The sequence below is a fragment of the Clostridium chromiireducens genome (assembly GCF_002029255.1).
GTDB classification, from domain to species: domain Bacteria; phylum Bacillota; class Clostridia; order Clostridiales; family Clostridiaceae; genus Clostridium; species Clostridium chromiireducens.
Window position 1 is genome coordinate 1 of record NZ_MZGT01000026.1, and the last position, 20,159, is coordinate 20,159.

A 20,159-nucleotide genomic window follows, 5' to 3' on the forward strand; every position below is an offset into this window, starting at 1 on the left:
ATATATAGATTTCCATATAATAAAAATAGAGTTAATGGCGTTTTTATAATAACTATTAACTCTATCTTTTATGAATAATTTATATAGTCTTTCAGTTGTTTTTAAATCCTGCCTAAATTGAAATATATTGATATTTCTCAATATATAAAAAAATTAAAAGCTACAAGTTTTTCTTCTTATCGATATTTCTTATTTTAATATATTCTTCGAGTGTTATATTTCCATAGTCCTTTAACGCTTTAATAAGTTCATCCTCGTGAATTATTCCGAGTAGTTCCATATCATCATTAAGAGCATAAAAACTATTAAATTTATTCTTATCAACTAATGTTAATACATTCACTAAACCTTTTTTATAATACACAGAAATAGATTTATTTTCTATGTAATTATGTTTTTTTAACCTTCTTACCTTCTTAATCATATCTCCCATTATTATATACATGGTTTTTTGCCCTTCGAGAATTGTGGCGTATATGATTAATAGTGATGCAAGAAACAAACTTATATTCACCTTATGTAACAACATCATTATAATAAATATTAATAATAATACTCCTGAAATGATGAAACTAAATATTCCTGTAATCTTCTTTGATTTTTTATATAAAAATTTCCTAGCTAATAAAATTTCACACACCCTTGATCCATCTAAAGGATACGCTGGAAACAAATTAAATGTACCTAAGCATAAATTTATAACTATACTATCTTTTATATACTCATAACTAAAATAGTTGTAGAAAAAATTTGCAACTATAGCCATAAAAATATTGAAAAACGGTCCAGCTAAATATAAAATCAATTTTTTCTTCTCATTTAATTCATCAATATCGCTTAATTCAGCTTTAGCACCTAATATGCTAATATTTACACTGCTAAATTTGCACCCAAATTTACTTGCAACCACTATATGTGCAAATTCATGCAATATTACCCATAGGAAACTTATAGCTATATAGCTGCTGAAATCTCCAAGCCACATCAATATTGATAATTCTAAGACTAATACTATATACCATTTTTTCATTCTTAACCCCTATAATATTGCTTTATAAAAACAATTTGCAATTTACAAGTAAAAATGGAAATCAAAACAAAGATTTTCTTTAAAAGTATTTAATTTATATGTATTAACTTATAATACTTATATACAATTTAAGATTTTCACTAAGATATATCATCATTATTATTTTTCAAATACTCAACAAAATTCTGAGCTTTTATTTTCAAATTTTCTATTTTCAAATCTTCTGTAGTGAGATTTCCAACCTTTAAATCTTTTCCTTTTATATTTCCTATTTGTACTGAATTAAATGCTTCAATATATTCATTATAGTTAGAATTATGGCTCAATAATTGCTTACACTTAGTATGCATATCTCTAACTTGGTCTGATGGAACATATTTTAATCCCACAAAAAAAAATAGTAGGATTGTAGCACCTGTTAATTCTCTAGTCACTCTTTTTATAATAATATTTGAAAATGGCTCATCATTTTTTATCCTATTGCCGTATCTTGGCCCCAAATAATTATCAGCTTTTTTTCCCATAAGTTTATTATTATTTTTATCTTTTTTTCCTTTTGAAGTATTATTAATATTCTTATAATAATTTTCATAGGCTGTTCTGTAACTGCTCATAATACACTCCTTTAAATTCATTATCATTAAAGTATATTTTATGCCTAGTAAATTTATGAGAGTAAAATTGTGACAAATGGCATGATAAAAAGCATAAAAGCAGGCTTGGTATTTAACATCATACTATGAAATTCTACTTTACACTTTTCATAGTATATATTAATTCTCCAATCCTGCCTTTAATAAAAGCTGCTGATATTCTAGAAATTTATTTTTTTTCTTCTCATTCCTATGTTTATTACAAATCCAATTGAAATAACTGTTGTTAATAACGAGCTGCCGCCATAACTTATAAGTGGCAATGTTATACCTGTAATCGGAACTAAGCCTATTGTCATTCCTATATTCTGAATTATAGCAAAAAGAAAATATGAGACTATTCCGGTACATATAACTGATCCAAAAATATCTTTTGAAGTTCTTGCTATAGAGATCATCCTATATATAAGAAATCCATAAAGAACCAATAGCAATATCGCTCCTAACAATCCCCATTGTTCTGCTATTGCTGCAAAAATAAAATCTGTCTGAACTTCTGGTACATTTTGTGATGCATAACCTGTATTCCCATCAAGCATTAATGATGGTCTGCTTCCTAAAATCCCTCCTGAACCTATTCCTATTAATGATTGAGTTAAGTGATAACCTGTCTTAGCATCATCAGCAGCTGGATTTAAGAATCCTGTGAATCTTGCCTTCTGATAAGGTTCTATAAGTCCTGAGTTCCAAACTATTACTATAGCTAGAACTAAAGACATTAGTCCTCCACCGATAATTTTCATATCCAGTCCCATTGTAAAAAAGATTCCCAAGACTATAAAGAAACACACCATACTCATCCCCATATCAGGTTGGGTTACAATAAATATTACTGGCACTATCGCATAAAAGGCTAAAATAAAGAAGTTTTTCACCTCATTTATCTTTCCGTCCATCTCCTCAAGGGTTTTAGCTATCATAAATATAATTCCAAGTTTAGCAAACTCTGATGGTTGCATATTACCTATTCCCAAGTTAATCCATCCTCTGGCACCATTGACAACAATACCAATTCCAGGTACCTTAGTTAATATAAGTAGTATAACTATTCCCCAATAAAATATTGGCACATAATTATATATAATTCCATAATCCACAGCAATAAAAAAATAGAGAGCAACCATAGATATCATAAACCAAGAAAATTGTTTTTCTGCAAAAGCTAATCCATATTCCCCCTTTGTACACAGATATATATTTAATGTACCATATAAAATCAACAGAATTAAAGAAATTAATATGCCTTTATCAATTTCCTTAATTAATCTAATATCCAATTTTAACTGCCTAAACACAATACCTCACCTCCAAGTTATATATCCAAGAATTATTTAAAAGTACATTTTTATATAACTTAATTCATCTTAATTATACATTATTATTACTACATTCTCCATAACAAATACTTATAACAAATAAAACATAATAATTTTGTAATAATTTCGCAATATACTAGTATCATTATCCATCAAAATATTTCTTTTTAAATGTGTTGCAAAACATCCGAAATATAATTTACATCTTTATACTGAAATACTCATATATTCTTTAGGTGTATCTGTGAAACACTTAAAGAAATCGCTAGCAAACAAAGAAAGAGAATACATATATGTATTCTCTTTCTTTGTTCATTACCTCACTTTAAGTTCTTCTCAATACCTTTATATTATGTAAATCTACCTTATCTTCCTCTAATGTTTTTAATAGGTATATTAGCAATAAGTGCAGACGTATTTTCTCCCTCTTCATCGCCATTCTTATTTACAGATATTTCAACGTCATCAACCTGTATATCAATATACTTGGAAATAACTTCAAGGATTTCTTCCCTTATCTTCTCAATAATTTCCGGAGCTATTTCTCCCCTATCATGAATAAGAATTAATTTCAACCTATCTTTAGCAACTTCTTTAGGTGTTGGCTTACTATTTAAACTTTTAAAAAACCCCATCTTATTATCCTCCTCTAATTGCGCTTAAATAGCTTTTTTAAGGAGCTAAAAAATCCTTGATGATCTTCTATATGTAAATTCATTAAAGGAACTTCTTCTCCTATGATTCTTCTGGCAATATTTTTAAATGCCTGTCCAGCAAAAGCCCCTTCCTCTAATACGATTGGCTCCCCTTTGTTCGTTGAAACAGTTACATTCTTATCATCTGGTACTACTCCAAGTAATTCTATTGAAAGAGTTTCAATAATATCCGATACATCAAGCATATCTCCATTTTTAGTCATTTCATAATTTAATCTATTAACAATTACTGAATGATCTTCTAACCCTTTTGCATCAAGTTTGCCAATAACTCTATCCGCGTCTCTTACCGATGTGATTTCTGGATTTACTACTATTATTGCTTTTTCTGCACCAATTACAGCATTCTCAAATCCTTGCTCAATACCAGCAGGCGAGTCTATCAGTACATAATCGAATTCTTCTTTTAATTCATTCACTATTTTTAGCATATCTTGAGCACTTATATCATCTTTGTCTTTAGTTTGCGCAGTAGGTAAAAGAAATAGATTAGAAATTCTTTTATCTTTTATAAGCCCTTGTTTTAATCTACATCTTCCTTCTATAATATCGATTATTGTATAAACTATTCTATTCTCTAATCCTAGTAATACATCTAAATTTCTTAGTCCTGTATCACCATCAATAACAACTACTTTTTTTCCTAATGATGCTAAAGCTGTTCCTATGTTAGCTGTAGTAGTTGTTTTTCCAACACCACCTTTACCTGACGTTACTACAATAGATACTCCCATTTATAAATCCCTCCGACATTCTAATATATATATTTATTTGGCAAATACGGTTCAACTATTATTAATCCATCCTTTATTTTTGCTAATTCTGGATAGCTTGGCTTTTCAATATCATCTGGAGGCATTGCTATAATATCAGCAATCCGTAACATTTCCGGCTGTAACAAAAATGCTGCTATTACAGCTTTTGCATTTCCATTAGTTCCTGCACTTACCTTGCCTTTTATACGTCCTAAAACAATTACATTTCCTGCGGCATAGACTTCTGCCCCGCTATTTATATCTCCCACAATAACTATGTTACCTTGATAGTTTATGCATTCTCCGCCTCTAACTGTTTTTCTTATAAATTTTGTTTTTCCTTCATATACTCCCAAAAATACTCTAGCCTCTTTTTCGCCTACTTGTTCAATTTCTTTTTCTAAATCTTCCAAAACAATATCTTTTAATCCTATTTTAGTTAACAATTCTTGTTTAAGAACTTCTACTTCTTTCTTGTTAATTGATTTTAAATCTATCCTTAAAATTAATGTTGTTCCTTTATAAAAATGCTTTCCTTTGGAAAGCTTTTTGATTAACACTAACATCATATCTTCAAAGCAAGCAAATTTATTCATGTTAATGGTTGTATTTATTCCATCTTTATTTCCTTTTATTAAAATACCATCATTATTATACATTGATTACCTCCAATGAATTTTGCAGGTTAAAATAGTTAATTCTTTTGAAAATGGCAACCTCTTTAAAATTATATCATTATACTGACTATTTTTGTATATATCTTTCAATAATTTTTGATTAAATTTTACAAAAGAAGATAAATAACTAACAATATGATAACCATGTATACCATTCCTGGGACAACTATATAATAACTTCAACATAATCTCTTATATTAATGCTATCTTCTTCTACATCGCAATCAACAGCGATTATATTAACACCATATCCCTTTGCATATTTTAGCACTTCTGCAAATTCTTTATGAGTATCATCATTAGGTTCAAAATGCAAAACATCCTTCATTTGTATTACAAATATGACATAAGCTTCATATCCTTCGGTCATGCACTCACAAAGTTCTTTAATATGTTTAACACCTCTCTCTGTAGGTGCATCTGGAAATTTAACAATCCCCCGATTTTCTAACGTCACTCCTTTTACCTCGATAAAAGCTTTTTGGGTTTCCGTTTCAACATAAAAATCAAACCTTGAGTTACCATACTTAGCTTCTGGTTTTATTAAAGTAACATCTGAAAATAAATTGCCTTTTAATATCCACTCATGAACAACCTTATTTGTTACCTGAGAATCCATATTAATTATTCTGTTCTCTTTTATTACTCCTATAAGAGAAAACTTAGTTTTCCTCTTAACACTGTTATGTTCCTGTACAAAAACTGTTGCATTAGGAGTTAGTAGTTCTTTGCACCTGCCCGTATTTTTAACATGACAAACTTCAACTATCCCATTAACTTCTACGTTAGCAATGAATCTATTGGGCCTTGATATAAATTTTCCTTTTAGAATGTTATTGTATTTCATTACTTTCCTCCCACTAAACTAATTTTATTCATAAAAATATCTCTATCAGGCTTAATTTGTACAACATTTACTCGTTGTATGCCTAATAGAGATATCTATTTAATTATTTATTAACCTTTTACTAATTAACATAAACCATATTTTTATTATTTCATTTCTAGTTTGTTTTAATCCCAGTATTTGCACTTGTATTTACATCTTTTTCAGTTTGAGTATTTCCTTGAGAATTATTTGTATTTTTATTATATGGATTATCTACAACATACTTTTTAAATGATTCTGATGCTGATGTATAATTAGGATACTCTTTTAATAACTTATCCTTAAAATAAGCATCGTAAACAGCTTTTACCGCAGAAGCAATACCACTTCCATGTCCTCCATCAAATACTACAGCAACCACAGCTATTTCTGGATCATCAGCGGGAGCATAACTCACATATGTTGCATACGGTGATCTCCCTTTTTCTCTTTGATCTGTAGAAAAGTCAGCTGTACCAGTCTTACCTGCTGTCTTAATTGGAAATCCTGCAAAAGCGGTACTAGCCGTACCACCTTCTTCATTATTAACAGCTGTCATACCTTGCTTAACTGCCTCTTGAGCTGCCTTTGAAATTGAAACAGAATTTAATACTTCTGGTTTAAATTCTTGTATTACTTTTCCATCATTATCTGTAATTTTATCAACTAAATGAAGTTTGTATCTTGTTCCTCCATTAGCAAGTGTTGAAATATACGACACTAACTGTAATGGTGTAAAGTTATTCATACCTTGCCCTATTGATGCATAAACAAGTTGAGCAGGTGACTTTATTTCTCCTGGTTGGTCATTAATTGTAAATTGAGCTATAACTTCTGCTACCATAGATATCTGATTTTCTATATTAAAATTACGCCCTGAATCTGCAACATTCTTTTTGTATTTTTCAGAATGCTCCATTATATTTTTTACATCTGCCTTAATTTCCTTGGCAAATGCGTCATGACCAGTTAACTTTTCTTCAGTACCAACCTTATTCAGATTTTCAATAACCTTATCTTTAATTGCTTGTTTCGATTTTTTTACTTCTTCATTATCATCATCTGAAGTTCTTATATCAAATGGTATAAAAGTTGCACCATTATAATTCCCTTTTTCTAAAAAATCTACTAAATTGAATTTGGCAAATGCTATGGAGTTATCTTTCCATGACTTAAAATTATAAGTCTGCCCAAATTTTTCCCCAATTTCTATACCAGTTGAAGCCTTTTCTTTACTATTAGGATCAACGCCAAGACCAAACTGCCAGGCATACTTTGCAATAGAATCTAATGCTCCGATACTACCTAATCCGCCATTTTGCATATACATCCTATAGGCAGTTTCATAAAAATAATAGTTAATTGATTCCGCTATGGCTCTTGTTAAAGTTGTTGGCCCAGTGGCAGCTTCTATCCCTCCTGGTGCGAAACTCTTACCAAAAACCTCTGGATGTTCAGTAAATTTACCTCTATCCACAATGACTGTGCCACCATCTATTGCACCTGATTCTATTCCTGCAACTGCAGTAAGTGGTTTAAATGTAGAACCTGGTGGAATTAGTGACATAGTTGCATAATTATAAAACTGACTTGGATATAAATCATATTGGTCTGTTCTAGAACCATTTTTAGTTAGAGGAAATAAATCATCAACAGTCTTATTTAATCCCATCCTTTGTATAAATTCTTTTCCAAATGAATCTAGGTCAGGATTAAAATATTGCCTATTTTCTTCTGGCGTTAATTGCCCCGGAACAGTAAATAAATTTGGATTAAAATTTGGATAACTTACTAAAGATAATATTCTTCCCGTCTTAACTTCAACGGCAACTAAAGCTCCTCTTGTTGCATTTAAAAACCTATTTCCATTCTCATCTATCACATTATTTTTTATATTTGTAATTCCATCAACTAAAGCTTGTTCTGCTGCATATTGGACATCCCTATCTATTGTAAGATGAACATCATTTCCTGGGTAAGATTCAAGTTTAAACAACTCCTGAGTTACTCTTCCTTGAGAGTTAACTTTAACAGTTGTTCCACCTTTAACTCCCTTTAACTGCTCTTCAAATGCTGATTCTATACCCGTCGCCCCTATTAGATCTGATGAAATATCATATCCTTTAAGTTCATATTTTTCTTTTTGAGTATCATTAATTGAAGTTACATACCCTAAAACAGAAGATGCTAAATTATTATATGGATAATATCTTATTGGTGATAAACTAACATCTATTCCTGGAAAATCACTAAGCTTTTGCCTTACAACCAGTGATGTATCTCTCTTAATATTTCCTGCAATTGTAGCAGTCCTAAAACCTTTAAAACTTTGCATTTTTATGGAATCTTTTATAACCATAAATTCTCTAATATCATTTAAAGAATATCCACCTTTTATAATCAAATCAGTTAATTCTTTACCAGACATATTCAAATAGATCTTCTTTTTATCCTTTGCATTATAATCTGGATCGACAAGCCCAATTAAATTGTAGGTTTTAACTAGCTCATAAAATGCTTCTTCTGGTGTAATTTTCAAAAGTGCTTCATCTAACTTTGTACTTTGAGTATCAGATAGCTCTTCAACATCTTTAAACATTTTATTCTTTAGAGTATCATTTAATCCTCTATCTTTTTTGAACCTTAACTCCTCTGCATTTTGGGAATCTTTATCGTTAGTTTTATACTCAAAATATACATTATTATTGCTATCAATTTTTAATGGTAATGTATCTTGAATCTTTTCTCCATTCTCATCTAATATTTTAAAGAGTTCTTTCATCGTTGTATAAAATTGTTTTTCTGCATCATCTGTCTTTGTATATGTAAGAGTATAGGTTTGAATATTGGTCGCCAATATATTACCTTTGTCATCATATATTTTTCCACGTGGAGCTTTATCTGCTGCAAATCTTGTTGATGTTACGTTAGCCTTTTCCTTATATTCTTCATAATTAAACACTTGGATATATACTAACCGTAAAGTGATAGCTCCAAATATAATACCCATAATAATACATAAAACAGTATATCTAGAGATTTTCTTTTTCTTTTTATTTGTTGGTTTATTTACTATCATTTAAACCTCCACCTTTGTTTTGAATATTCATCATCATAAATATTCATTACTAACTTGTAAACAAAAAACATTACTACTGAATTATATATACCCATAGCTATAGATCTGCTGAATTCTATATTAATTCTTAATATATAAAATATTGTGAGTATACCCATATATTTGATTATTGTAATAAAAAAAATAGAAACAACAGGTATCAATCTCTTATTCTTTATTATTCCCGCTCCAATAAGACTCGCTAATAAACATAAAAATAAATTTAGCAAAGAGTTAACCCCAAATCCATTGAAAAAGAAAATATCTTGAAGCACTCCACTTATAACCCCTATAAAAACTGCCTTTTCTTTACCATTTATTAATGAAAAAGCGATAGCAAATGTAAATAATAGGCTTGGATATGCGCCCTTAATTGAAAAAAAGGGAACTAAAGAATTATCTAATATAACTAACCCAATAGAAACTAAAATAATAATTAATTTTTCCATTTATAAACCTCTAATTATACTTAATTTCTCTCGTATCTTTCGGAGAGACAATAAATAATTCTTCTAATTTATTAAAATCAACATATGGCTTTACAACTGCACTCTTCATTACTTTTACCTTATCTTCTTCAACCGAAATTACTTCTCCAATTCTAATTTCTTTTGGATAAAGCATACCTACTCCAGAAGTCATTATCACGTCGCCTTCTTTAACTTCTGAATCCATTGGTAAATCATATACTTTGGCTAAGTTTCTATTTTTACTGTCTTTAAAGCCCTTTAAATAACCAGTTGCATCTCTAGTGCTTTCAACCATAACACTTACTGCTATATTCTCGTTAACCAAAGATTGAACTATACTCCAATTTTCTCCTACACTGGTTACTTGTCCCACCAGACCTTGTGCCGCTATAACAATCATACCTTTTTGTATATTAGCATTTTTACCCTTATTAACTATATACCCATCCAAAAAGTTTCCGCCACTGTATCCTATAATGTCACATGGTATATAATTATAATTGTTTCTTTCTTCTGTAAAATTTAGTATTCCTCTTAGCCTATCATTTTCTTCTTTTAAATCTGAATAAGTACTTAACTTACTTTCAAGCTCTTGATTTTTTTCAATTAATTCTTTATTTTGAGCTTTCACTTCTGAAAAGTTTAAGAAAAAATCCAAGGTTTCTTTTATTCTATTTGTTCCACTATATAGTAGACTTTGTACAGGGTTTAAAGTACTACCGGCACCACTTTCAATAATACTTCTATTTTCTTTCTTTACAGTATAAACTATTAATCCCAAAAAGCTAACTGACAGTACTATAATAGTTACTGCCAGTTTATTTCTAAGAAGCTTCATATACTAACCTCTTTGATCTCTGCTAATTTTATCAAAATCTTCTAGTGCCTTCCCTGCTCCAAGTACTACGCAATCAAGAGGTGCCTCCGCAATATGTACAGGCATGTTTGTTTCTTTGTTTATTAATACGTCTAATCCTCTAAGGTAAGCTCCACCGCCCGCAAGCATAATTCCTTTTTCCATTATATCTGCCGCAAGTTCTGGTGGTGTTTTTTCCAATGTAGTCTTAATTGATTCTATAATAGCATACACAGGCTCTTTTAATGCTTCTCTAACTTGAGTTTCTGATATTTCAACGATTTTTGGAAGCCCTGTTATCATATCTCTTCCTTTTATCTCCATAACCATTTCCTCTTCTGACGTTCTATAAGCTGATCCAATCTCCATTTTAACTTGCTCAGCGGTTCTTTCTCCAACCATTAAGTTAAATTCCTTCTTAATATAAGATATTATAGATTGATCTAATTCATCGCCAGCTATTCTAAGTGATTTACTAGTTACTATACCGCCTAAAGAAATAATAGCCACTTCAGTAGTACCACCACCAATATCAACTATCATACTTCCTGTTGGTTCACTTACTGGGAGTCCAGCTCCAATAGCTGCTGCCATTGGTTCTTCCATTAAAATAACATCTCTAGCTCCTGAAAGTTTTGTAGCTTCTTCAATAGCTCTTTTCTCAACTTCTGTAACTCCTGATGGATAACAAACTATTATTCTCGGATTTTTAAATGCATTTTTAGTTGATACTTTTTCTATTAGACTCTTCATCATTGTTTGAGCTGTATCAAAATCTGCAATTACTCCATCTTTTAACGGCCTTATAGCTACTATATTTCCAGGAGTTCTACCTATCATAAGTTTAGCTTCTGATCCAACTGCTAGTGTCTTTTTAGTCATAGTGTTCATTGCAACAACAGATGGTTCTCTTAAAACTATTCCTTTACCTTTTACAAACACTAAAGTATTTGCTGTTCCTAAATCTATCCCCATATCTTTTCCTGATCCAAAAAATCCCATTTATTTTTTCCCCTTCCAATTCTATATCAGTCCTCGTTCTTTGAGACTAACAAATTTATTATTTCCTATTATAATATGGTCTATTAGTTGAATTCCTATAATATTTCCACATTCTTTAATTCTTAATGTAATATTTATATCTTCTTTACTAGGTGTTGGATCACCTGATGGATGGTTGTGGCATATAATTATAGATGCACTGTTTTTATTTATTGCTTGTTTGAAGATTTCTCTTGGATGAACAACTGATGTATTTAAGCTACCTTTGAAAACATCCTTAGTTCCAATAATCACATTTTTTGTATTCAGGAGTACAACTTTTAATACTTCCTGAGTCAAATCGTTCATTTCTCCCATAATAAGATCCGCTAGTTCTTTCGGTGATGTAATCTTAATATCATTTTTAATCGCCTTTAATGTTCTAAATCTTTTAAACAGTTCAGATAAAGCTAAAATTTGTGAAGCTTTTCCTCCCTTAATTCCTTTAATTGATGTAATATCATTAATGCTTGAATTTAAAATTCCATCTAATCCTTCTAGTTCCGATAAAAGTCTGCTGCTTAACTGAAGTACATTTTCTCCTTGAGTACCAGTTCTAAGTATAATTGCTAGCAATTCAGAATTACTTAAACTCTCTGCCCCGTATGTTAATAATTTTTCCTTAGGTCTTTCATGTTGTGGTATATCCTTAATCTTAAGGCTATTATTCATTAATATACTACCTCCACATATATGATACCCTATCCCCTAAACTTTATTGTACTGCTTTTAGCATAGACTTTAATTTGTTTAATGGAAGTCCAACAACATTATAATAACATCCTTTTATTTCCTCAACAAATATTCCACCTATACCTTGAATCCCATAAGCCCCTGCCTTATCTAAAGGCTCACCTGTTTTTATGTATTCTAATATTTCATTATCACTTATCTCGGAAAAAGTAACCTCAGTAGCTAAACTTTCCTCCTTGATTACATTTTTAGCTGTATTCATGACAACAATTCCTGAATAAACTAAATGTTTTCTGCCTTGAAGTGATTTTATAATATTAAAGGCATCTTCTTCGTCCTTTGGTTTACCAAGTAACTTATTATCTAATGTAACTATTGTATCTGCAGCTATTATTATTGCATCCTCATTTAGTTTCTTCTTAACATGCATTGCCTTTCCTAAAGCTATCTCTTTAACATATCTATCTATTGATCCTTCAAAAAGAACCTTATCTTCATCGAAATCACTAACGATTATATCAAATTCTTTAATTAACCTATTTAAAAGTTCTACTCTTCGTTCAGACGCAGAAGCTAATACTATTTTCATAAATTCACATCCTAAAATAAAGAATATACATATATTATTGACAAATTATATGTATTATAGACATGTTAATTTTTTAACTAAAAAACTTATTTAATTAAAAAGGCATAGAAATGATCATACTGAAATAAATCATTTCTACACCATATAGTTTATCATTTAAGATGTTCTTAAACAAGTGTGTTACACCAAGTTATAAGTTTTTTTATATAAATGTAATTTAGTTGTAATAATTCTTATCTATTTCTTTAATTTTTAATTAATTTATATAATTGCTGAATGTTAGTGTCACTATTTGTTTTATCTATTTCATCTGGTAAATTCTTTATATAACTCTCAATATAGTTTAACTTTTCAGATTTATTGCTACCATTATCATTTAAAATTTTATCTGCCCATTCTTTAAATTCTGCTGTTTTTATACTTTTTACCCCATTATCTTGTAGTTTATTTCTAACTGTAAGAAAGCCATCTATGATTTCAAGTATTTTTTTATTATCAACATTATCCTTGGATATATTTAAACTCACTTTAGCAACATCAATATTATTATTTTTAAATTCTTCAATTTTTTTTAATCCATCATCTTCCTTATATATACCTGCAAGCACTCTAAACTTTCCATCTTCCTCGACTATAAACGGTTGACAATATTTCGAAATTGAATTAACTAATTCCTTGGCATTTTCCTCCTTAGAGTAATATCCACATTGTAATACTACAATATTTTGAATATTACTTTCATAATTCACATCAGTTGAATACCCTGAATTACTACTATTACTTTGAATTTCTTTTCCATTAAAAATAACGTTACTTAAATATAATCCGCCACCTATTGATACCCCCGCAATAAGTGCAATACTACATAAAAACTTTATCTTATTAGATCTTTTATACTCATATCTTGTGTATCTCATAGTATCCCTCCTTCTTATACTCTTATACAATATATTTATTCGAAAAGTTACACATATATGAGTTATGTTAAATAATTTAAGATTTATTACTAAATTGTACTTTTTATAATCAATAAAAAAAGCAAATACATACAAGTATCTGCTCTTCATATAAAATATTATTTATTAATAGATTAATTTAATATTCTTCTTGCTGTTGCGTACCTTTGAGAGTAATACCCATCAGATAACGAGCTTACCATTACTGGCTTTCCAGATCTCGGTGCATGTATGAATTCCCCGTTCCCAATATAAATTCCCACATGACTGATAGACCCTTCTGTATTGAAGAATACTAAATCCCCTGCTCTAAGTTCATTCCTATTAACCTTAATTCCTTCATTTACTTGAGTATATGTAGTTCGAGATATGTTAACTCCAAACTTATTATATATAAATTGCGTTAATCCCGAACAATCAAAAGCATTTGGGCCAGCCGCTCCATAAACATATGGCTTTCCTAAAAACTTATATGCATAATTAACAACCTCAGTTCCTTTGCTAATAGCGCCCCTTGAAACCTTATCATTATCATCTGATGTTACTCCTGAATCAGAAGGTACTTGAATCACTTTAGTTGTTTTAAGTTCGCTAGTCTTAAGAGTAATTCCTTTGCTAGTAGTTAGCGTAGTATCCGCTTTAGCATTTTGAGTGTTAATAAAACAAAATCCTAAAAAAACAAAAGCTGTAATCATGCATTTTTTAAGAACATATTTTTTATTTTTCATCTCTATTTCCTCTCCATGACCTAATTTATATTATTTAGAAAACATTTTCATTTTTGTTTATATATCGCCTCTAATTTTTCAAACATGTTCTTAGTATATTAATAAGTTGGATATAGGTCAAATTATTAACACTTTTTTATCTTTATTTACAATAAATTATCTTCATCATTCTCATTATTTCTCTTAATAATGCCAATTTACTGTAAATTTATAATTTTCAGACTTTTTAGTTTATTTTTTGCCATACATAATTCGTTCATTTCCCTATATTTTCTTCTATTCCTTATATCTTTTATATGGTACTTCCCCACAAAATAATAAGCTAACCATAAATCTTATCTTAATAGATAAAATCAATAGTTAGCTTTATTACCATTTTCTTATTACATAACACTCTTATACACTATATGACTATTTTATTCTCTTATTTCTTTTAGAACCTCTAACAAGTATTCAAAGCATCTAAGAGCAGATGATATACTCATATGTTCATTTGGTGTATGAATATCGAATATATCTGGCCCAAAACTAATCATGTCAAGGTCTCCTAATCTTTCTTTAAGTATCCCGCATTCTAGTCCAGCATGAATAGCAACAACCTCCGGTTCTTTTCCATACATTCTTGAATATACTTCTTTACATATATCTCTTATTTTCGAATCTGCTTTATATGGCCATTCCGGATAACTTGAACTAGATGTAAATGTTCCCCCTAAAACTTCAGTCAAACATTTATTCCTTTCAACTATCTCTGCTTTTAACGAGCGTACAGAACTTCTTACTGCACTGTGATATTCTATATCATTATCATTAGTTATAACTACTCCAAGATTAGTTGAACTTTCAGTTAATCCTTCTATTTCAGCACTAACTGTATTTATTCCATTTGGATATAGATAAGATAGGCTGATCGCCTTACTTGTAGTATCATCTGAAAATACTTTTTCTGCCTTTACATCAGTTTCTAATAATACTACTTCCAAACCTGGATCCTTTTTACCAAATTCATTTTTAAGCTCTTCATATACTCGTGTTTTAATTTCAACTAATTCTTTTTCTTTTGATTCATCAATTGAGAGAACAGCTGTAGCTTCTCTTGGAATAGCATTATCTTTTGCTCCACCATTTAGTGAAATCAAATTAAAGCCGACCTCTTTGGATATTTCTCTTAGTAGTCTTCCTATTATCTTATTAGCATTTCCTCTTCCTAAATGAATCTCTGCTCCTGAATGACCACCTTTTAATCCCTTAACTTCAAGAATAAATTCTTTTGTGTTTTCTTTTTTATTTATCCAATCAATTGGTAGTGTAGATTGAGTCCTGATTCCACCTGCACAACTAACCCAAAGCATTCCTTCCTCTTCTGAATCTAAGTTTAGTACAATCTTTCCGCTAAGATGTTCCCTTTGTACAGCTCTAGCTCCACTCATTCCAGATTCTTCATCTGTAGTTATTAACACTTCAATGGATGGATGTTCTATTGTATTATCTTCTAATATTGCCATTGCGTATGCAACCGCAATTCCGTCATCTCCACCAAGGGTAGTATTGTCAGCATATATATAATCATCCTTAACGATAAAACCTATTGGATCTTTTGTGAAATCATGAACTTTATCATTATTCTTTTCACATACCATATCCATATGACCTTGAATTATTACCGTTGGTGAATTTTCATATCCCTTTGAGGCCGGCTTTTTTATAATGACATTTAAAGCTTTATCCTGAATACATTCTAATCCTAATTTCTTTCCAAACTCAATTAAATAATTACTTATTTGCTCTTCGTTCCCCGATCCCCTAGGTATTTTATTTATCTCCTTAAAGTGATAGAAGATCCTCTCATCTGTAATATTCTCTAAAATTTTCATACTTTGCTCTTCCTTTCTCCAATTATGTGATAAAATATCATTATACATATCTTTTTTCTTAGTTTATCATAAAATATTGCTATATTTATATTATTATTATTTTATGATTTATTATTTCACACACTATAAGTATAATGTATAAAATTTTAATGTGAGGTGTTTATATGCAAAAAACAAAAATGATTTTTACTATTGGTCCAGCTAGTGATAACGAAGAAACATTAAGAAAATTTATTGAAATCGGGATGAGCGCTGCAAGATTAAATTTCTCTCATGGTACACATGAATCACACAAAGAGAAAATAGAATTAATCCAACGTTTAAGTAAAGAAATGAAATCTGCAACTGCTATAGTTCTTGATATAAAAGGACCTAAAATCAGAACACATAATTTCGTAAATGATGGCGTAACTCTTCACGAAGGTGATGATTTTGAGTTTATCTGTGGGAAAGAAATCCTTGGAGATGAAAAAAGATGCTCTATTTCATATGATGTTCTTTATCAAGACATCAAAGTTGGCGGAAAAATTCTAGTTGATGATGGACTTTTAAAGTTTAAAGTTACTGGAGTTGAGGGTAAAACAATTCACACTAAAGTTGTAGTTGGTGGAGAAATAAAAAATCATAAGGGCGTTAATGTTCCTAATGTAGTAATTAAATTACCATCTATTACTGAGAAAGATGTTGAAGATATTAAATTCGGATGCAAAATGGGCGTTGACTTTATAGCTGCTTCTTTTATAAGAAAGTCTAGTGACATACTAGATGTAAAAAAAGTTTTAAAAGAAAATCATGGTGAGCATATAAAAGTAATTGCTAAGATAGAAAACCAAGAAGGTGTGGATAACATAGATTCAATCATCGATGTTACTGATGCTGTAATGGTTGCCAGAGGAGATATGGGAGTTGAAATTCCAATTCAAAGAGTTCCTATAATCCAAAAAATGATAATTAAAAAATGTAATGAAGCAGGTAAAGTTGTTATAACTGCAACTCAAATGCTTGATTCAATGATTAGAAATTCACTTCCAACTAGAGCTGAAGCAAGTGACGTTTGTAACGCTATCTTTGATGGTACTGATGCAATAATGCTAAGTGGTGAAAGTGCTTCTGGAAGCTTCCCTATAGAAGCTGCAAAAACAATGTCTAAAATAGCTCAAGAGGCTGAAGAATATTTAGATTATGATCACTTAACAGCAAGATTAAGGGAACCTTCTCTTACTGATTATGCTGCTGCAATAAGTTATTCTGCATGTAGAACTGCGAACATCTTACATGCAAAAGCTATCGTTGCTGCTACTAAGAGTGGAGCTACAGCAAGATTACTTTCAAGATATAGATCTAAAGCTCCGATCATAGCTATCACACCTTACGAGCAAGTACGTAAGAGCTTAAGCCTAAACTTCGGTATATTCCCAATGCCTTGTAAAATGTTTAACTCTACAGATGAAATATTAACTGAAGCTAAAAATACTGTATTTGATTTAAACTTCACACAGCCTGGAGATGATATTATTGTTGCTGCTGGAATGCCAACAACTCAAACAGGTGGAACTAATATGTTAAAGATTGAAAAACTTTAATTTTTAACTATCTTGTAATAAAAATAAGTATGGATTTTTCCATACTTATTTTTTATTACTCACAAAAATGACATAGTTCAAAATAATTATTCAAATTTAAATCCTTTAAGTAAATCTCCAAGAGATGTTCCTGCATTATCAGCATTATCAACATAATTAAGATATTCATTATTAGTTTCAACAGCCTCTTTTATACTTAAAGATATCCTTTTATCTTCTTTATTAAAGTTTAATACTTTAACCTTTACTTTTTGGTTAAGCTCTAGAACATCGGAAGATTTTGCAATATGGTCGTCAGTTATCTCTGTTATATGTACTAAACCTTCTATTCCATCAAATAATTCTACAAACGCGCCAAATGATGTTAAACGTACAACTTTACCTTCTAGTATATCCCCTACTTTTATATCGCTGCTATGCACTGTCCATGGCTCTTTATTTACGTCCTTTAATATTAATGATAATCTTTCATTCTTTTTATCTACCTTACCTATAAATACTTCTACTTTGTCACCTTCCTTAACAACATCTTCTGGCTTGTTAACTCTTTCCCAAGATAAATCTGAAATATGAATTAGACCTTCTAACCCTCCAATATCTACAAACGCACCAAATTTAACCAACTTCTTAACAACACCATTTTTCTTTTCGCCCTCAACTAAGCTATCCCAAACAACTTTTTTATTTTTATTATATTCTTCTTCTTCAATTATTCTTCTCGAAGCTACTACCTTGTTATTTCTGAAATCTAATTCTGTAATTTTAACATCAAGTTCTCTTCCAATTAAAGTGCTGAGTTCAATTCTTTCTCTACTTACAAGTGATCCAGGAATAAAAATTCTAACATTTCCATAGTAGGCAATTACTCCACCTTTAGTTTCTTCCTTGATTTTAACAGAAATATTTTTTTGATCTTTGAAATATTTTACTAATTCTTCTTTTTCTTTAATTTGTCTTGCTCTTATTAATGAAAGTTCAACGTATCCCTCTCCATCATTAGGGGATAATACATATACATCGATTTCATCATCCTTATTAACTACTTCTCTAGGATCTTTTTCATCTACTGACAGCTCTTCTTTAGATATCAATCCATCAAATGCATAGTTTATATTAACTGAAACTTCCTTATCATTTACATCGATTACTTTTCCCTTTAAAATGTCCCCTTTGTTTAGCCTTTTTACATCATAATTATTCAAAAGTTCACTCATGCTCATTTCTTCATTAGCCATTAACAATCACTCCTTAATATATAATTTACTCTACTTACAATATTAGCCTAATAAAAAATAATATACAAGTATAGTTCTTTTACTTAGAATATAATTATGATATATATTTAATCATATTTAAACACAAATAGTATTAAATACCTTTTAAAAAGTTTAAAAAAACTATTATTAAAGAGATATCATAACCTTTAGCAAGGATATATAACTCTAGTAATCTTTTTTAGTCTTTTTTCGTTCTTATTCCATATTGTGTATAAGGACGCTTTTTAATATAATAAATACATAATCTTTAAAGGGGTGATCACTATTCATAAGATTACTAGAAAATATGTTTTAACTATTTTTCTAACATTTATATTTACATTTTCTAATTTACCATTAGATGCCTTATCATTTATGGGCATGAATATACCAACTAATAATACAATTGCTTTTGCTAAATCTAGCAGTAAATCAAGTTCTAGTAGTAGCAAATCTAGTTCTAGCAGTTCAAAATCGAGTAGCGGATTTAGTTCAGGATCTTTTAGTGGTTCTAGTTCATCTGGCAAATCCTCTACAAGTACAACTAAAGATTCTACTAGTTCAAAAAGTGGCGAGGGCTTTAAATCTGGAAACTTTTCAAGCAGTAGTGATAGCACCTCTAGTAAATCTGATTCAAGTACATCGTCCACAAGTAATGGTGCTGCAAAAGGATTTAGTAGTGGTTCATATTCTTCGACCGATAAGAGCAAAACTGATGACTCTTCAAATACAAAGGATAATAATAATAATAATAATAATAATAATAATAATAATAATACTCAAACATATAATAATACCGGTTCATCCAGAAGTTCTTTCTGGCCATTCTTCGGTGGAGGAGGCGGATATTTTTATAGACCATTTTATTTTGGTTCCATTGCAAGTTCTATAATAAATGCTTTAATTTTAGCTGGAATATTCATCCTAGCTATTATAATAATAAAAAAATATTTAAATAATAAAAGAAAATAATAAAAAAC

19 protein-coding genes are annotated in these 20,159 nt (G+C 29.9%); 2 read left to right on the plus strand and 17 right to left on the minus strand.

Features of this window, described 5'->3' with window-relative positions; all coding sequences use genetic code 11:
• Positions 1–160 precede the first annotated feature (160 nt).
• From CLCHR_RS10760 to CLCHR_RS10835, 16 genes are all read right to left on the minus strand, one after another.
• Positions 161–1,030, minus strand: a complete 870-nt coding sequence (locus CLCHR_RS10760; RefSeq protein WP_079439786.1) for a M50 family metallopeptidase — start codon at positions 1,028–1,030, stop codon at positions 161–163.
• A 140-nt stretch (positions 1,031–1,170) separates the two neighbouring features.
• Positions 1,171–1,644 (minus strand): hypothetical protein, encoded by a 474-nt coding sequence (locus CLCHR_RS10765; protein ID WP_079439788.1) that lies wholly within the window; start codon positions 1,642–1,644, stop codon positions 1,171–1,173.
• A gap of 200 nt (positions 1,645–1,844) precedes the next feature.
• A complete protein-coding gene (rodA, locus tag CLCHR_RS10770; protein ID WP_079439790.1) occupies positions 1,845–2,978 on the minus strand; it encodes a rod shape-determining protein RodA in 1,134 nt (377 codons plus the stop codon).
• Between the two features lie 386 nt (positions 2,979–3,364).
• Positions 3,365–3,634 carry a cell division topological specificity factor MinE gene (minE, locus tag CLCHR_RS10775; protein WP_079439791.1) on the minus strand — a complete coding sequence of 90 codons (270 nt, stop codon included), beginning with the start codon at positions 3,632–3,634 and terminating at the stop codon, positions 3,365–3,367.
• 14 nt (positions 3,635–3,648) lie between these two features.
• Positions 3,649–4,449, minus strand: coding sequence for a septum site-determining protein MinD (gene minD / locus CLCHR_RS10780; RefSeq protein WP_079439793.1), 801 nt, complete (start codon positions 4,447–4,449; stop codon positions 3,649–3,651).
• Between the two features lie 20 nt (positions 4,450–4,469).
• Positions 4,470–5,129 (minus strand): septum site-determining protein MinC, encoded by a 660-nt coding sequence (minC, locus tag CLCHR_RS10785; protein WP_079439795.1) that lies wholly within the window; start codon positions 5,127–5,129, stop codon positions 4,470–4,472.
• Between the two features lie 184 nt (positions 5,130–5,313).
• Complete coding sequence (gene sfsA / locus CLCHR_RS10790; RefSeq protein WP_079439797.1) at positions 5,314–5,994, minus strand: DNA/RNA nuclease SfsA; 681 nt, start codon at positions 5,992–5,994, stop codon at positions 5,314–5,316.
• Between the two features lie 157 nt (positions 5,995–6,151).
• Positions 6,152–9,094 (minus strand): penicillin-binding transpeptidase domain-containing protein, encoded by a 2,943-nt coding sequence (locus CLCHR_RS10795; protein ID WP_079439800.1) that lies wholly within the window; start codon positions 9,092–9,094, stop codon positions 6,152–6,154.
• Complete coding sequence (gene mreD / locus CLCHR_RS10800; RefSeq protein WP_079439812.1) at positions 9,091–9,582, minus strand: rod shape-determining protein MreD; 492 nt, start codon at positions 9,580–9,582, stop codon at positions 9,091–9,093. Before mreD ends, CLCHR_RS10795 begins: the two co-directional genes overlap by 4 nt.
• A gap of 10 nt (positions 9,583–9,592) precedes the next feature.
• On the minus strand, positions 9,593–10,441 hold the full coding sequence (mreC, locus tag CLCHR_RS10805; RefSeq protein ID WP_079439813.1) for a rod shape-determining protein MreC: 849 nt from the start codon (positions 10,439–10,441) through the stop codon (positions 9,593–9,595).
• Between the two features lie 3 nt (positions 10,442–10,444).
• Positions 10,445–11,461 carry a rod shape-determining protein gene (locus tag CLCHR_RS10810; protein WP_079439814.1) on the minus strand — a complete coding sequence of 339 codons (1,017 nt, stop codon included), beginning with the start codon at positions 11,459–11,461 and terminating at the stop codon, positions 10,445–10,447.
• Between the two features lie 21 nt (positions 11,462–11,482).
• Entirely contained in the window at positions 11,483–12,172 is a 690-nt protein-coding gene (radC, locus tag CLCHR_RS10815) for a RadC family protein (protein ID WP_079439815.1), read from the minus strand.
• 43 nt (positions 12,173–12,215) lie between these two features.
• A complete protein-coding gene (locus CLCHR_RS10820; protein WP_079439816.1) occupies positions 12,216–12,782 on the minus strand; it encodes a Maf-like protein in 567 nt (188 codons plus the stop codon).
• Positions 12,783–13,027: 245 nt separating this feature from the next.
• Positions 13,028–13,699, minus strand: a complete 672-nt coding sequence (locus CLCHR_RS10825) for a sporulation-associated protein (RefSeq protein ID WP_079439817.1) — start codon at positions 13,697–13,699, stop codon at positions 13,028–13,030.
• Positions 13,700–13,872: 173 nt separating this feature from the next.
• Positions 13,873–14,466 (minus strand): C40 family peptidase, encoded by a 594-nt coding sequence (locus CLCHR_RS10830; protein WP_079439818.1) that lies wholly within the window; start codon positions 14,464–14,466, stop codon positions 13,873–13,875.
• A gap of 416 nt (positions 14,467–14,882) precedes the next feature.
• The gene (locus tag CLCHR_RS10835) at positions 14,883–16,340 is read right to left on the minus strand and encodes an aminoacyl-histidine dipeptidase (RefSeq protein WP_079439819.1); all 1,458 of its coding nucleotides are present in this window, start codon (positions 16,338–16,340) and stop codon (positions 14,883–14,885) included.
• A gap of 164 nt (positions 16,341–16,504) precedes the next feature.
• Here CLCHR_RS10835 and pyk point away from each other — a divergent pair, with 164 nt between their 5' ends.
• Positions 16,505–17,923 (plus strand): pyruvate kinase, encoded by a 1,419-nt coding sequence (gene pyk, locus CLCHR_RS10840; RefSeq protein WP_079439820.1) that lies wholly within the window; start codon positions 16,505–16,507, stop codon positions 17,921–17,923.
• An 86-nt stretch (positions 17,924–18,009) separates the two neighbouring features.
• On the opposite strand, the gene rpsA is transcribed toward pyk, so the two are convergent.
• A complete protein-coding gene (gene rpsA / locus CLCHR_RS10845) occupies positions 18,010–19,158 on the minus strand; it encodes a 30S ribosomal protein S1 (protein ID WP_079439821.1) in 1,149 nt (382 codons plus the stop codon).
• Positions 19,159–19,554: 396 nt separating this feature from the next.
• Here rpsA and CLCHR_RS10850 point away from each other — a divergent pair, with 396 nt between their 5' ends.
• The gene (locus CLCHR_RS10850) at positions 19,555–20,151 is read left to right on the plus strand and encodes a hypothetical protein (protein ID WP_423236632.1); all 597 of its coding nucleotides are present in this window, start codon (positions 19,555–19,557) and stop codon (positions 20,149–20,151) included.
• Positions 20,152–20,159 lie beyond the last annotated feature (8 nt).

Bases quoted from the DNA above. Each gene is read 5' to 3' on its own strand.
- CLCHR_RS10760 (WP_079439786.1), bottom strand. From the start codon at position 1,030: ATGAAAAAATGGTATATAGTATTAGTCTTAGAATTATCAATATTGATG.
- CLCHR_RS10765 (WP_079439788.1), bottom strand. From the start codon at position 1,644: ATGAGCAGTTACAGAACAGCCTATGAAAATTATTATAAGAATATTAAT.
- minE (WP_079439791.1), bottom strand. From the start codon at position 3,634: ATGGGGTTTTTTAAAAGTTTAAATAGTAAGCCAACACCTAAAGAAGTT.
- minD (WP_079439793.1), bottom strand. From the start codon at position 4,449: ATGGGAGTATCTATTGTAGTAACGTCAGGTAAAGGTGGTGTTGGAAAA.
- minC (WP_079439795.1), bottom strand. From the start codon at position 5,129: ATGTATAATAATGATGGTATTTTAATAAAAGGAAATAAAGATGGAATA.
- sfsA (WP_079439797.1), bottom strand. From the start codon at position 5,994: ATGAAATACAATAACATTCTAAAAGGAAAATTTATATCAAGGCCCAAT.
- CLCHR_RS10795 (WP_079439800.1), bottom strand. From the start codon at position 9,094: ATGATAGTAAATAAACCAACAAATAAAAAGAAAAAGAAAATCTCTAGA.
- mreD (WP_079439812.1), bottom strand. From the start codon at position 9,582: ATGGAAAAATTAATTATTATTTTAGTTTCTATTGGGTTAGTTATATTA.
- mreC (WP_079439813.1), bottom strand. From the start codon at position 10,441: ATGAAGCTTCTTAGAAATAAACTGGCAGTAACTATTATAGTACTGTCA.
- CLCHR_RS10810 (WP_079439814.1), bottom strand. From the start codon at position 11,461: ATGGGATTTTTTGGATCAGGAAAAGATATGGGGATAGATTTAGGAACA.
- radC (WP_079439815.1), bottom strand. From the start codon at position 12,172: ATGAATAATAGCCTTAAGATTAAGGATATACCACAACATGAAAGACCT.
- CLCHR_RS10820 (WP_079439816.1), bottom strand. From the start codon at position 12,782: ATGAAAATAGTATTAGCTTCTGCGTCTGAACGAAGAGTAGAACTTTTA.
- CLCHR_RS10825 (WP_079439817.1), bottom strand. From the start codon at position 13,699: ATGAGATACACAAGATATGAGTATAAAAGATCTAATAAGATAAAGTTT.
- CLCHR_RS10830 (WP_079439818.1), bottom strand. From the start codon at position 14,466: ATGAAAAATAAAAAATATGTTCTTAAAAAATGCATGATTACAGCTTTT.
- CLCHR_RS10835 (WP_079439819.1), bottom strand. From the start codon at position 16,340: ATGAAAATTTTAGAGAATATTACAGATGAGAGGATCTTCTATCACTTT.
- pyk (WP_079439820.1), top strand. From the start codon at position 16,505: ATGCAAAAAACAAAAATGATTTTTACTATTGGTCCAGCTAGTGATAAC.
- rpsA (WP_079439821.1), bottom strand. From the start codon at position 19,158: ATGGCTAATGAAGAAATGAGCATGAGTGAACTTTTGAATAATTATGAT.
- CLCHR_RS10850 (WP_423236632.1), top strand. From the start codon at position 19,555: ATGGGCATGAATATACCAACTAATAATACAATTGCTTTTGCTAAATCT.